The organism is Stenotrophomonas sp. TWI700 (assembly GCF_039673645.1).
Lineage (GTDB): Bacteria > Pseudomonadota > Gammaproteobacteria > Xanthomonadales > Xanthomonadaceae > Stenotrophomonas > Stenotrophomonas maltophilia_AA.
Map to the genome: position 1 here is coordinate 20,809 of NZ_JBDJMB010000004.1, position 12,570 is coordinate 33,378.

13 protein-coding genes and 1 tRNA gene are annotated in these 12,570 nt (G+C 67.0%); 1 reads left to right on the forward strand and 13 read right to left on the reverse strand.

All coding sequences use genetic code 11. The annotated features are described in order from the left end of the window. Positions 1–75 precede the first annotated feature (75 nt). Positions 76–1,767 carry a hypothetical protein gene (locus ABE473_RS04745; protein ID WP_346488694.1) on the forward strand — a complete coding sequence of 564 codons (1,692 nt, stop codon included), beginning with the start codon at positions 76–78 and terminating at the stop codon, positions 1,765–1,767. Between the two features lie 82 nt (positions 1,768–1,849). Here the strand turns inward: ABE473_RS04745 and ABE473_RS04750 are convergent, their stop codons facing one another. The 13 genes from ABE473_RS04750 to ABE473_RS04810 all read right to left on the reverse strand — a co-directional run bounded on the left by ABE473_RS04750 (position 1,850) and on the right by ABE473_RS04810 (position 12,569). Then, positions 1,850–2,587 carry a DUF6794 domain-containing protein gene (locus ABE473_RS04750; protein ID WP_346488695.1) on the reverse strand — a complete coding sequence of 246 codons (738 nt, stop codon included), beginning with the start codon at positions 2,585–2,587 and terminating at the stop codon, positions 1,850–1,852. A gap of 12 nt (positions 2,588–2,599) precedes the next feature. Continuing rightward, on the reverse strand, positions 2,600–3,217 hold the full coding sequence (locus tag ABE473_RS04755; protein WP_346488696.1) for a PoNe immunity protein domain-containing protein: 618 nt from the start codon (positions 3,215–3,217) through the stop codon (positions 2,600–2,602). A 240-nt stretch (positions 3,218–3,457) separates the two neighbouring features. Next, positions 3,458–3,532, reverse strand: a tRNA-Val gene (locus ABE473_RS04760). 65 nt (positions 3,533–3,597) lie between these two features. Then, positions 3,598–3,951 carry a PilZ domain-containing protein gene (locus ABE473_RS04765; RefSeq protein WP_088432861.1) on the reverse strand — a complete coding sequence of 118 codons (354 nt, stop codon included), beginning with the start codon at positions 3,949–3,951 and terminating at the stop codon, positions 3,598–3,600. Then, a complete protein-coding gene (locus tag ABE473_RS04770; protein WP_346479301.1) occupies positions 3,948–4,907 on the reverse strand; it encodes a DNA polymerase III subunit delta' in 960 nt (319 codons plus the stop codon). Before ABE473_RS04770 ends, ABE473_RS04765 begins: the two co-directional genes overlap by 4 nt. Continuing rightward, the gene (gene tmk, locus ABE473_RS04775) at positions 4,900–5,568 is read right to left on the reverse strand and encodes a dTMP kinase (protein WP_346488697.1); all 669 of its coding nucleotides are present in this window, start codon (positions 5,566–5,568) and stop codon (positions 4,900–4,902) included. The genes ABE473_RS04770 and tmk overlap by 8 nt, the downstream gene beginning before the upstream one ends. After that, positions 5,565–6,626 (reverse strand): endolytic transglycosylase MltG, encoded by a 1,062-nt coding sequence (gene mltG / locus ABE473_RS04780; RefSeq protein ID WP_346488698.1) that lies wholly within the window; start codon positions 6,624–6,626, stop codon positions 5,565–5,567. The genes tmk and mltG overlap by 4 nt, the downstream gene beginning before the upstream one ends. 66 nt (positions 6,627–6,692) lie before the next feature. Continuing rightward, positions 6,693–8,048 carry an aminodeoxychorismate synthase component I gene (locus tag ABE473_RS04785; RefSeq protein WP_346488699.1) on the reverse strand — a complete coding sequence of 452 codons (1,356 nt, stop codon included), beginning with the start codon at positions 8,046–8,048 and terminating at the stop codon, positions 6,693–6,695. A 95-nt stretch (positions 8,049–8,143) separates the two neighbouring features. Then, positions 8,144–9,406: a beta-ketoacyl-ACP synthase II gene (fabF, locus tag ABE473_RS04790; protein ID WP_176990978.1), complete on the reverse strand. Its 1,263-nt coding sequence runs from the start codon at positions 9,404–9,406 to the stop codon at positions 8,144–8,146. Positions 9,407–9,542: 136 nt separating this feature from the next. Next, a complete protein-coding gene (gene acpP / locus ABE473_RS04795; protein WP_017357544.1) occupies positions 9,543–9,782 on the reverse strand; it encodes an acyl carrier protein in 240 nt (79 codons plus the stop codon). 153 nt (positions 9,783–9,935) lie between these two features. Beyond that, positions 9,936–10,679: a 3-oxoacyl-ACP reductase FabG gene (fabG, locus tag ABE473_RS04800; RefSeq protein WP_346488700.1), complete on the reverse strand. Its 744-nt coding sequence runs from the start codon at positions 10,677–10,679 to the stop codon at positions 9,936–9,938. 74 nt (positions 10,680–10,753) lie between these two features. After that, a complete protein-coding gene (gene fabD, locus ABE473_RS04805) occupies positions 10,754–11,698 on the reverse strand; it encodes an ACP S-malonyltransferase (protein WP_346488701.1) in 945 nt (314 codons plus the stop codon). Positions 11,699–11,786: 88 nt separating this feature from the next. After that, positions 11,787–12,569, reverse strand: coding sequence for a serine/threonine protein phosphatase (locus ABE473_RS04810; RefSeq protein ID WP_346479296.1), 783 nt, complete (start codon positions 12,567–12,569; stop codon positions 11,787–11,789). Position 12,570 lies beyond the last annotated feature (1 nt).

The following is a 12,570-nucleotide window of genomic DNA, read 5'->3' on the forward strand; positions in this document are numbered from 1 at the left end:
CGGCTGCACAGAATGCATCGGTGGAAGCAGTTGCTAACATTGCAAGCTACTCCTCCCTGGAAGGACGTCGCCCGCATGCCTTTCCTCCCGGCGTTTCGCCGAGTCGCAGCGCTGACGCTCGTGGCCTTGCCAGTCTGTCCGTTTTCTACGTTATCAGCGGCGGAGCCTGCCTCTGAGACCAGCGCCTTCATCCACCCTATCAACAATGCCGAAGACGCCCCCTTGGTAGAACTGGGCAGCAACGGCCTGCTGCGCTATGCCTTGTACTCCGAACGCGGTAGCGATCACGCGCGCAACATCGTCCCGGACTTCTCCCGCGCCGGCTATCAAGGCGGCGGCGTCAGTCTGCCGACCCGCTCCAGCATTCCTGTTATCGAGATCCTTGAGCCAAACGCGGAGGGTGACGACTATCCCCGCATCCAGGCAGCCATCGACGCGGTCGCCGTCCGTGTCCAGGACAGCCGGGGCCTACGCGGCGCTGTTCTGCTGCGGCGCGGCCACTATAGATTGAGCAAGACGCTGACCATCCGGGCCAGCGGCGTGGTCCTGCGCGGTGAAGGTCGAAGTGCCGACGGCACGGTGATCCGCTCCGAAGTCAGCGATCGGCAGGGCAGGATTCTTGAAGTGGGCAGCAGCGAATCCGCGGTTCCCCGCGCCGCTCTGGACCCACGCCGGACCGCCATCACCATGGACTATGTGCCGGTGGGGGCGATACGGATCACGGTGAGGTCCGCAGCCGGCTATCGCGTGGGCGATACGGTATCGATCGCGAGGGAACCCAATGCCCGCTGGGTCGGCCCCGAGGGCATCGATACCGCACGATACCGATGGACGCCCAGCGACTACGCTGTGTACAGCGAACGCGTCGTCACTGCCGTAGACCACGACACGATCAGCCTGGATGCCCCGATCATGGATGCCATCGCGACGCGCTACGGTGGCGGCAGCGTCTATCGCACGGATCCCATCCGCATCTCGCAGGTCGGCATCGAAGACCTTCGCCTTGAGGGTAACCCCGAGACCGGCACGGTCAACGGCACTGCCGATTCCGGCCCCTTTACCGCACTCCGCTTGGGTGCAATCTACAACTCATGGGTTCGCGACGTGACCGTGCGTTATGTGTCGCATGGCTTCGTGACCCGCAACGGCGCGCAGTTCAATACCCTGCAGGACATTGCCTATCTCGACCCGAGGTATGGCGAAACCCAAGGCGCCCGCCGCTATGTGTTCCTGTACGAGGGCAACGCCGCCTTCAATCTGATCCAGCGCTGCTACAACCAGGGCGGCAGGCATACTTTCGTCATCGGCGCACGGGTACCCGGTCCCAATGTGTTTCTGGACTGCCTCGCCGTAGGTGACAGCAATGACAGTGGTCCACATCATCGCTGGTCCACCGGCACGCTGTACGACAATACCAAGGGATACATGCTGCGGGCACAGAACCGCCGGTACAGCGGAACGGGGCACGGGTGGGCGGGCGCGCAGCAGATGTTCTGGAACACCGAGCACGACATCTACGTCGTCCAGGCGCCGCCCTTCGCGATGAACTGGAGCGTGGGACAGGTCGGCGCTATTGCACCCGGGAAATTCCCGCCTGAGGAGCCAGCGGGGATCGTGCAATCGATGGGCCAGGTGGTGTCACCTCGCAGCCTTTATCTGCAGCAGTTGCGTGATCGTCTGGGCGAACAGGCGGTGATCAACGTCACCACTGAAGCGCAACGTGACGGACGTATCTGGGACAGCCTGTCAGCTGGTGCGGGGGAATAGCGCTCGCACCAAAGAGATCGTCCTGAAGCGAGGGTTCGCTTCCGGCCAGAATCGGACATCCGCAACCTCTCCGACTCCGCTCTCAGCGAGTGGACGTTTTGGCTTCAGGCACAAACTGCATCGGCCGCTCGGGCCAAGCGCATGCCGTGTTGAACCTGAACTCCAGATTCGGCGGCGCATGGCGAGGGGTGAGTCCGTTTCGGAACCCGAGCCACATCAGCGCCGTGTCCAGCGGCTGTTCCTGCTCATGTTCCGCACGCACGAAGCATTGGCGGTTCAAGTCGCCCACAGGCACGATGCGCAACTGAGTGGGGCAGCCAGGCGCAGCCGCGTCGGCCACCTGGCGATCGATCTGCACCTGCATGGCGTCAAGCATTTCTCCAACGGTGAGCAGATACCAACCCGTCGTGTCGATCCGGATCTTGTGCATCATTGCGAACTGGCAGTGCAGGGAGGCGCGTAACTCGGGATCTGTTTTCGCCTGCACTCTGTCCCACAGTCGCTCGAGGATGACGATCGAACACCCCTCTGGATCGTCCGTTCCGCAGGACGTGAGCAGGTCGTCGTTGCCACCCCACAAGCCGAACTGGTTGCGCACGCCTGTGCCGTACCCCATGTAGAGCTGGCTGATGACAGCGTCCTTTGGGTTTCGCCGCATCCAATCGACGCCATCGACGGGCAGATCGCTCAGAAGTTGATCGACGGCTTCGTCAACCGTACTGGGCCAGGATGTGCTCGTCGGCGCTTCAGGCGACCGCGGCGCGCATGCGACCAGCCCCAGCGAAAGCACCGTGATCGTCCAGATCAACGTCTTGCGCATGACTGGCCGGCCTCAGCGCGGGCGCTGGCGGCGCGCGTAGTCCACCAGGTCGCGCGGATAGACGCGATGGTCGATGGCGCTGTCGTCGATATCGTAGAGATACGCGATGGCGGCCGCCTCGAACGCCCAGTAGCCGAAGAAGCGGCCATCGTCGTCCACATGGCTGTCATGCCAGGGCGCGTGCTCGAAGGCGGCGTACCAGCCCTCGCAGTAGGTGGTGAGCAGGGTACTGGCCTCTTCCGGTGTATCGGCGTAGATGGCCTGGACCAGCGGCGTGCAGTAGTCGTGGAACCACTCGTCGACATCATGCCGGTCCGGCAGCACGCGCATCAGCAGATCTTCATACAGCGTATCGCTGGCGACGAAGTTGGCCTGGTCCATCAAGGCGGCCACGCGCGCCAGCAGGTCCGGACGCCCCAACAGGATGCACAGCGCGAACAACTGCGTGCATTCCAGGTACTCATCCGGCCAATGATCGATCGCAAACGGCGCAATCAGCGGCTGCCGCTCGTACTGGGCAAGCATCTGCTGGCGATGCTCCACGTGTTCCACCAGTGCTTCCAGCAGGGGCGGCAGCGACTCGACCGGGTGGCCGGCGGTGTAGGTGATGTACAGGTGCTCGGCTGCCAACCGCTGGAACCAGCGCGCGCAGCGAGCGTTCTTCCGTGTCCGAATCGGACTGGAAGCGGTGTTCCTTGAAAAAGGCGATCGTCGCTTGGCGGTCTTCCAGGAACTGCGCGTAGTGCTGGGCTTCAAGCGGGGCTTGGCGTGGCTGCATGGATCTTCCTTGACCGGGCATGTGCCCCCGGGATCGCCGGGCGCCGCAAACAAAAAAGCCGACCAAACGGCCGGCTTCTTCATGTTGCAGCGTGGTGGGCGGTACAAGGTTCGAACTTGTGACCCTTGCCGTGTGAAGGCAATGCTCTACCGCTGAGCTAACCGCCCGATGCTGCTGAGCCGCTCATTATAGGGCGGCAAATTTCGACGTCAACGGTTTCGCCGAAATTTCTTCACATCGTGTGCGTGGGCTTGTCCGCGGTCAGGATGCCGGCCAGCAGGGTCTCGATCCGGTGGCGGACGGTCTCCCCTTCCGCGCCATCGGCCAGCTGCACGCCAATGCCTGCGGCACGGTTGCCCTGGGCCCCGGCGGGGGTCACCCAGATCACCTTGCCGGCCACTGGCAGGCGCTCGCTGGAGTCCGGCAGGGTGAGCAGCAGGAACACCTCATCGCCCAGGAAGTAGCGCTTGGGCGTGGGCACGAAGATGCCGCCGTTCTTCACGAACGGCATGTAGGCGCTGTACAGCGCGGCCTTGTCCTTGACGGCAAGGGACAGGATGCCCTGTCGGGCGTTGGTGGCGCTCATGCTCTATTCCCCTTGGCGTGCCGTTCGTTGACCTTTCCCCAGGCCAGCAGCAGCTCCACCACCGCAAGATCGGCGCGCACCGTGGTGCGCAGCAGGTCACGGGTGCGGTTGGCCGCATCGAACCAGGCGGCCAGCTTGTGCAATCGATCGGGATCGGTCAAGCCACCACCGGTGGCCTGGGCCAGGGCGAGATCGGCGGCGTGCCGCAGGCGCACGGCGGCGTTGTCGTCGGCGGTCCAGCGCTGGGCCAGTTCCACCGCGCCGGAGCGGCCGGCGACGAGGGCTTCCAGGTCGGTGGCGACCTGCCGGCGCAGGGCCAGGCCATCCTCGCGCAGCCACTGGTCGGCGAGGCCGGGGTGGCCGCGGGCGGCGTCCAGCGCTTCGCGGGCGCTGGCCTCGCTGTGGCCCAGGGTCTGCAGCCAGGCGAGCGCTTCCTCGCGCGGCGGCAGCTTGAACTCCAGGCGCTGGCAGCGGCTGCGGATGGTGGCCGGCAGGCGCGCTGGGTCGGCGCTGATCAGCCACAGGTAGCGGCCGGGCTGCGGCTCTTCCAGGGTCTTGAGCAGGGCGTTGCAGGCGGCGCGGTTGATGGCGTCGGCGGGATCGACGATCACCACCTGGGCCACGCCGTACTGCGGGGTCAGCGAGAGCTTCTGCGAGACCTCGCGGATCTGCTCGATCACGATCTCGGTGCGCAGCTTGTCGCCGGATTTGTTGGGGATGAACGAGATCCGCTGCAGGTCCGGGTGGGTGCCGGCGGCCAGCAGCTGGGCGCTGCGCTTGGCCGCGGCCGGCTCGCCCTGCCCCAGCACATGCTCGGCCAGCCGCAGCGCGACGCCGAGCTTGCCCAGGCCGGCCGGGCCGCAGAACAGCAGGCCGTGGCCGAGGCGACCGGCGTCGAGCGCGGCCACGGTCTGGTCATAGGCGCGCTGCTGCCAGGGGGAAAAGGGTTCAGCCACGTTCCGGCTCCTGTGCCAACCATGCATCCACGGCCGCCACCACCGCGCCGGCGACGCCGGCCTGGTCCTGGCCGGCGTCGATCAGGCGGTAACGTGCGGGGTCTTCGCTGGCGCGCTGGCGGAACACCGCGCGCACCCGCTGGAAGAAATCATCGTGCTCGCTTTCAATCCGGTCCGGCCACATGTCGCGGCCGTTGGCGCGCGCGCGGCCGACGGCTACGTCCACATCCAGCAGCAGGGTCAGGCCGGGCAGCAGGCCGACGGCGCGGCGCTCCAGATCGGCGATCCACGCCGGGTCCAGGCCGCGGCCACCGCCCTGGTAGGCGTAGCTGGAATCGGTGAAGCGGTCGCACAGCACATAGGCACCGCGCTGCAGCGCCGGGGCGATCACCTGGCGCACGTGCTGGGCGCGGGCGGCGAACACCAGCAGCAGCTCGGCCTCGGCCGAGAGCGGCTCGGCGGCGATCTCCGCGTCCGGCTTGAGCACCAGCGCGCGGATGCGCTCGGCCAGCGCGGTCCCGCCGGGCTCGCGGGTCAGCACCACCTCATGCCCGCGCGCCTGCAGGGCCTCGCGGATCGCGTTGATGGCGGTGGTCTTGCCGGCGCCCTCGCCCCCTTCCAGGCTGACGAAATGCGGGTGCCGGTGCAGCGCGGGACTCATCGGGGTGCGGCCTCTTGGGTACGTTTGCTGCGCAGCTGCTGCAGGTAGCGGGCAACGGCGGCGTTGTGGTCGGTGTAGTTGGCCGAGAAGATGTGCGCGCCACTGCCATCGCCGACCGCCACGAAGTACAGCGCATCGCCCTTGGCCGGCTGCGCGGCGGCATGCAGCGCATCGCGCCCGGGCATGGCGATCGGGGTCGGGGTGAGGCCGGCGCGCGTGTACGTGTTGTACGGCGTATCGGTGGTGAGGTCGCGCTTGCGGATGTTGCCGTCGTAGCTGCTGCCGATGCCGTAGATCACGGTCGGGTCGGTCTGCAGGCGCATGCCGATCTTCAGGCGGCGCATGAACACCCCGGCGATCTGCGGGCGCTCGCTGGGCAGTGCGGTTTCCTTCTCGATGATCGAGGCAAGGATCAGCAGCTCATACGGTGAGTTCAGCGGCAGATCATCCACGCGGCTGTCCCACGCGGCGGTGAGTTCTTTTTCCATCGCGGCATGCGCGCGCTTGAGCACGTCGATGTCGCTGTCACCGCGCTGGTAGACGTAGGTCTCGGGCAGGAAGCGGCCTTCCGGGTGTTCGCCGGGGAAACCAAGCGCCTTCATCAGCGCGGCATCGTCCAGCGCATCGGTGGTGTGCACCAGCGGATCGGCACGCTTGAGCGCGGCGCGCAGCTGGCGGATGTTCCAGCCTTCCACGATGGTGACGCGGTGCTGCAGAACGCGGCCCTGGCGCATGCGGGTCAGCAGCTCGCGCGGGGTCAGCGCGGGATCGAGCGCGTATTCACCGACCTTGAGCTTGCCGGCGGCGTCGAGCTGGCGTGCCAGCAGCTGCCACTGGGTGTCACTGCCCTCGTCCACGCCGGCCTGGCGCAGCTTGCCGAGCACGGTGCTGAAGCCATCGCCCGAGGCGATCACCACGCTCTCCGCGCTGGGGGTGACCGGCGCATCGGCAAACGCGCCCTGGCGATGCCAGAACCATGCGCCTGCGGCCGCGACCAGCAGGGCCACCACCAGCAGCACGGCCAGTACGGCCAGACATCCGCGTTTCGCACCCGCCATGGTCACCTCGAATGAAATTCTTCGCCGCGCAGCATACCGCGCGGGTACTGCACACCGCCAAACGGCTCAGGCATCGCTGCCCAGCGCACGCAGCAGGCCGCGGGCCTTGGCACGGGTTTCGTCCAGTTCCTTGTCGGCGACCGAATCCACCACGATCCCGGCCCCGGTACGGAAGCTGGCGGTGTCGGCGGCCACTTCGGCGGTGCGGATCAGGATGTTCAGGTCCAGGTCACCATCGCGGTTCAGCCAGCCGAACGCGCCGGTGTAAGCGCCACGCGCGGTCTGCTCCAACTCGGCGATGATCTGCATGCAGCGCACCTTGGGGCAGCCGGTGATGGTGCCGCCAGGGAAGGTCGCGGCGATCACCTGGCCGGGGCTGACCTCCGCGCGCAGGCGGCCACGCACGTTGCTGACGATGTGGTGCACGTGGGCGTAGCTCTCCACGGTCATCAACTCATCCACCTCCACGCTGCCCGGCGCGCAGATGCGGCCGAGGTCGTTGCGCTCGAGATCGATCAGCATCACGTGCTCGGCGCGCTCCTTGGGATGGCCGACCAGCTCCTGGATGCGCGCGGCATCGTCATCGCCGGCGAAGCGCGGGCGGGTGCCGGCGATCGGGCGGGTCTGCACGTCATCGCCGTGCACCGAGACCAGCCGCTCGGGCGAAGAACTGACCACCGCCCTGCCCTGCGCCATGAACAGCCCGGCGAACGGCGCGGGATTGGCCACGCGCAGCTGCGCGTACAGCGCCTGCGGCGAGAGCGTCCCGGCGAACTGCGCATTCCAGCGCCGCGAGAGATTCACCTGGAACACGTCACCCGCACGCAGGTAGTCGATCACCTTGCCGACGCCCTCGGTGAAGCGCTGCGGCGCGTCCTCACCGATCGCGACCGGTGGCTGCCACGTCGGCAGCGGAGCCAACGTGGCGGCCGCGGCGAGGTCGTCCTGCAGGGTCTGCAGCAGCGCCACCTGCCCGGTCTCGCACACGGCGTGGAACTGGCCGAGCACGCGGTCATGCAGCACCGCCGCCGGGCAGCGCAGGGCCAGCGCGGCGGGCAGCCCATCGGCGCGCGCCGGCAAGGCCAGCACATCCTCGATCTGGCCGGCCAGTTCGTAATCCAGCATCAGTGCCCAGCCACCGCGGAACGGCAGCGTCGTCTCTTCGCGCGGCAGCCGCAGCGCTGCCCAGTGCGCGTCCAGCACGTCGAGGAAGCGGCCGTCATGGGCGACGCCGTCTGCATCGCGCACCACGCCGTCGGCGTGCAGTGCGAGCGCTTCACCGTTGCCCATCAGCAGCAGGTCCCAGCGGCCCTGGGCGGTGCCCGAGGCGGTGGACTCCATCAGCAGCGGGTAGCGCTGCGGGGCCAGGCGCTGCAGGGCCAGCAGGTCGGTGGTGGCGGGCAGCGGAAGCGTCTGGAACATGGCAGGACACCGGAAGGGCGCGCAGCGTGCGCGGGGGCCAGATACACCAAGGCCGCCATGATGGCGGCCCGGGTGGGAGGACACGGAACGGGCGGTCAGACGCGCTTGAACACCAGCGTGCCGTTGGTGCCGCCGAAGCCGAAGCCGTTGGACATCACCACATCGACCTTGGCCTCGCGTGCGGTGTTCGGCACGTAATCCAGGTCGCAGCCCTCGCCCGCTTCATGCAGGTTGATGGTCGGCGGAATGATGTTGTCGCGCAGCGCCAGCACCGAGAAGATGGCTTCCACGCCGCCGGCTGCGCCGAGCAGGTGGCCGGTCATCGACTTGGTGGAGCTGACCATCATCTTGTAGGCGTGGTCGCCGAACGCGGTCTTCATGGCCATCGTTTCGCCCAGGTCGCCCAGCGGCGTGGAGGTGCCGTGCGCGTTGAGGTAACCGACCTGGTCCGGGGTCACGCCGGCGTCCTTCAACGCCATGGTCATGCAGCGTGCCGCGCCTTCGCCGTTCTCGCTCGGGGCGGTCATGTGGTACGCGTCCGAGCTGGCGCCGAAACCGGCCAGTTCTGCATAGATGCGCGCGCCACGCGCCTTGGCGTGTTCGTACTCTTCCAGGATCAGGATGCCGGCGCCGTCGCCGAGCACGAAGCCGTCGCGTTCCTTGTCCCACGGGCGCGAGGCTTCTGCCGGGGCATCGTTGCGGGTGCTCATCGCCTTCATCGCGCAGAAGCCGCCCAGGGCGGTCGGCGAGGAGCCGCGCTCTGCACCGCCGACCACCATCACGTCCGCATCGCCGTACTGGATCATGCGCATCGCGGTGCCGATCGAGTGGTTCGAGGTCGCGCAGGCGGACACCGCCGAGAACGACGGACCCTTCAGGCCGGTGATGATGCTCAGCTGGCCCGGGAGCATGTTGATGATGGTCTTGGGCACGTAGAAGGGCGAGATCTTCTTGCCCTCGTGGAAATCGATGGTCTGCTCTTCGATGCCCAGCAGGCCGCCGATGCCCGCGCCCACGATGGCGCCGATGCGCTCGGCGTTGCCGTCGGTGATTTCCAGGCCCGAATCGTTCAAGGCCATGAAGGCGGCACCGAGGCCGTAATGAATGAACGGGTCCATCTTCTTGGCATCCTTGCCAGTGACCCGGAATTTGCCGAACTGTTCGTTGTCGGCGGTGATGTCGAAGTCCCTGACCTCACCTGCGATCTTGGTGGTGAAACGGTCCAGGTAGGACTGCGAAACGTTGGTCAGCGGACCGATGCCGGAACGGCCTTCGGTGATGCCCTTCCAACTGCTGGCCATATCATTGCCCAATGGCGAGACCATGCCCATGCCGGTAACGACGACGCGACGCTTCATTGCAGATTCTCCTGACCCGGATGTTGCGGGTATCACGCGGTATAACGCTCAAAAGCACAGGGCCGCAAGCGCGGCCCCATGGGTTTGCCGCACGCGGTCGCGGCAATCGCCACGGCCGCGCGCGAGCCGCCTGACATCAAGCCTTGACGTGGGCGTTGATGTAGTCGATCGCAGCCTGCACGGTGCTGATCTTTTCGGCTTCTTCGTCCGGGATTTCGCACTCGAACTCTTCTTCCAGCGCCATCACCAGTTCAACGGTGTCCAGCGAGTCAGCGCCCAGGTCATCGACGAACGATGCGCTGTTGGTGACTTCCTCTTCCTTGACGCCAAGCTGTTCGACGACGATTTTCTTGACGCGTTCTTCGATGGTGCTCATTGGATATCGCTCCAGATGGAGTAGTGGTTCAAAAATGACGCCATCCGGTGAAGGATGACCGTGGGATAGTGTAGTGGAAACCAGCGACACCTTGCATTGCAGCAAAACATCAAACGGATCAACCACTTGCGGCGCTATCCATGCGCCACATGCTTACGGCATGTACATGCCGCCGTTCACATGGAGGGTTTCGCCGGTGATGTAGCTGGCCGAAGGACCGGCCAGGAACGCCACCGCGTTGGCGATATCGGACGGCTCGCCGAGCCGCTCCAGGGCGATCGACTTGACCAGGCCGGTGCGCTGCTCTTCCGGCAGGGACTTGGTCATGTCGGTATCGATGAAGCCCGGCGCGACCACGTTGACGGTGATCCCGCGCGAGCCGATTTCCTTGGCCAGCGACTTGGAGAAGGCAATGATGCCGGCCTTGGCCGCGGCGTAGTTGGCCTGGCCGGCATTGCCGGTCACGCCGATCACCGAGGCGATGTTGATGATGCGGCCCTTGCGCGCCTTCATCATGCCGCGGATGACGGCCTTGGAGGTGCGGAAGACGCTGGTCAGGTTGGTGTCCAGGATCGCCTGCCAGTCTTCTTCCTTCATCCGCAGCAACAGGTTGTCGCGGGTGATGCCGGCGTTGTTGACCAGGATGCTGATGGCGCCGAATTCCTTGGCGATACCGTCGAGCACGGCCTCGAGCGCAGCGGCGTCGGTGACGTTCAGCGCGCGGCCGTGGCCACCCACGGCGGCCAGGCGATCGCCGATGGCGGCGGCACCGGCGTCGGTGGTGGCGGTGCCGATGACGGTCGCGCCCTGCGCGGCCAGTGCGTCGGCGATCGCGGCACCGATACCCCGGCTGGCGCCGGTGACCAGTGCGATTTCACCCTGAAGGGGCTTGCTCATCTCATTTCCTCAAACGGGACCGGTCCGGCCGGCCTGGCACGAAGCCATTCCAGCACGGACGCGATCGGAAGACATCAGGCGGCCCAGGTCTCGCGGGCCGTCTCGAAATCGGCGGGCGTGGACAGTGTGCGCGCGTCCAGCGATTTGTCGATGCGCTTGATCAATCCGCTCAGCACCTTGCCCGGGCCGCATTCGGCCACGCGGGTCACGCCACGGGCGGCCAGGGCCTGCACGCAGCCGGTCCACTGGACGGGCAGGTAGAGCTGCTGCACCAGCGCCTGGCGGATGGCGTCGACGCCGTCATGCACGCGGGCATCGACGTTCTGCACCACCGGCAGGGCCGGAGCGCGCCAGTCCAGGCCGGCCATGGTTTCCGCCAGGCGGTTGGCGGCTTCGCGCATCAGCGGGGTGTGCGAGGGCACGCTGACGGCGAGCTTGACGGCCTTGCGGACGCCCTTCTCGGCCAGCAGGGCCAGTGCGCGGTCCACGGCGGCAGCGTCGCCACCGATGACGATCTGGCCGGGCGAGTTGTAATTGGCGGGCACCACGACCTGGCTGCCGGCGGCCTGCTCGCAGACCTCCACGACCAGGGCGTCTTCGGCGCCGAGCACGGCGGCCATGGCGCCGACGCCGGTCGGGGCGGCTTCCTGCATCAGCTGGCCGCGCAGGCGCACGAGGTGCGCACCGTCACGCAGGGTCAGCGCGCCGGCGGCCACCAGGGCGGTGTACTCGCCGAGGCTGTGACCGGCCAGCACGGCGGGCTGGGTGCCACCCACGGCGTTCCAGGCGCGCCACACGCCGATGCTGGCCGCAAGCAGGGCCGGCTGGGTGTATTCAGTGCGGTTGAGCATTTCCTCGGGACCGCCCTGCGACAGCGCCCACAGGTCGACACCGGCGCCGTCGGAGGCTTCGGTGAAGGCCTCGCGGATCTGCGGGTGCAGCTCGGCCAGTTCGGCCAGCATGCCCAGCGACTGCGAGCCCTGGCCCGGGAACACGAATGCGAGATTGGTATCGGTCACGCGATCATCCGCCTGCAAAAATCGAACGGCGAATGATAAAGGGGAACGTCGCCCTTCGTCTGTACTGCCGCGTATGTCGGGCCCTTCGTCAGGTGAACAGCTGGAGGATGTCCAGGTCGCCGTCGGTGAAGAAATCGAAGCAGAGGGCCACGACCATCAGCACGCCCAGCGTGGTGGCGCCGTGGACGATCAGGATGGAGTGGGCCAGCGCGCGGGCGGAGCGGCCCATCTTCAGGCTGGCGCGGGCCAGGCCCTGCAGGCGGCCGGTGACGTCGTGGGCATGCGCGAGGACCGGGGCTTCGGCGCCGTCCATGGCCTGGGCCATGAGGGTCTGGAGCTGCTGCGGGCGGTCCTCGTAGTACTTGGCGACGCCGTAGCCGAACATCAGCCAGTCGCGGGCCTGGGCCTGGGCGAGGTCCATGACTTCCAGCGGGTCTTCCTCGAAATCGATGAAGCCGATGGCGCTGCCATCCCAGGTGAGGTTGCGCGGCAGCGGCTGGCCGAAATAGGCGCCCTTGCTGTGCGCCTGGGCGATCGCATTCATGGCCGCGGACACGAGGCGGTCGCGGCCAGCGTCGTCGGCTTCGCGCAGGCAGGTGTTGAACGAGGAGCCGTTGTCGCCCAGCACCAGGGCCGCGTGGCCACTGCCGATCACGCTGGGGACGTTGACGCCCTGGGCCTGCAGTTCGGACAGGCGGCGGGCTTCGGTTTCGCGGGCGGCGTCGCCACCACGGTGCGGCGGCGGGCGCAGGGCATCGAGCTGGAAGCGGCGGGCGATGAAGTTCAGCAGGCCCAGCGCGACCACGCGGCTTCCTTCGCCGTACTGCTTCAGCCAGGCGCGCTGCCCTTCAATGACGATGGGCTCAACCATG

What these genes read in the sequence shown, in the direction of transcription:
- ABE473_RS04745 (WP_346488694.1), top strand. Translation starts at nt 76, where the DNA reads ATGCCTTTCCTCCCGGCGTTTCGCCGAGTCGCAGCGCTGACGCTCGTG.
- ABE473_RS04750 (WP_346488695.1), bottom strand. Translation starts at nt 2,587, where the DNA reads ATGCGCAAGACGTTGATCTGGACGATCACGGTGCTTTCGCTGGGGCTG.
- ABE473_RS04765 (WP_088432861.1), bottom strand. Translation starts at nt 3,951, where the DNA reads ATGAGCGCCACCAACGCCCGACAGGGCATCCTGTCCCTTGCCGTCAAG.
- tmk (WP_346488697.1), bottom strand. Translation starts at nt 5,568, where the DNA reads ATGAGTCCCGCGCTGCACCGGCACCCGCATTTCGTCAGCCTGGAAGGG.
- mltG (WP_346488698.1), bottom strand. Translation starts at nt 6,626, where the DNA reads ATGGCGGGTGCGAAACGCGGATGTCTGGCCGTACTGGCCGTGCTGCTG.
- ABE473_RS04785 (WP_346488699.1), bottom strand. Translation starts at nt 8,048, where the DNA reads ATGTTCCAGACGCTTCCGCTGCCCGCCACCACCGACCTGCTGGCCCTG.
- fabF (WP_176990978.1), bottom strand. Translation starts at nt 9,406, where the DNA reads ATGAAGCGTCGCGTCGTCGTTACCGGCATGGGCATGGTCTCGCCATTG.
- acpP (WP_017357544.1), bottom strand. Translation starts at nt 9,782, where the DNA reads ATGAGCACCATCGAAGAACGCGTCAAGAAAATCGTCGTCGAACAGCTT.
- fabG (WP_346488700.1), bottom strand. Translation starts at nt 10,679, where the DNA reads ATGAGCAAGCCCCTTCAGGGTGAAATCGCACTGGTCACCGGCGCCAGC.
- ABE473_RS04810 (WP_346479296.1), bottom strand. Translation starts at nt 12,569, where the DNA reads ATGGTTGAGCCCATCGTCATTGAAGGGCAGCGCGCCTGGCTGAAGCAG.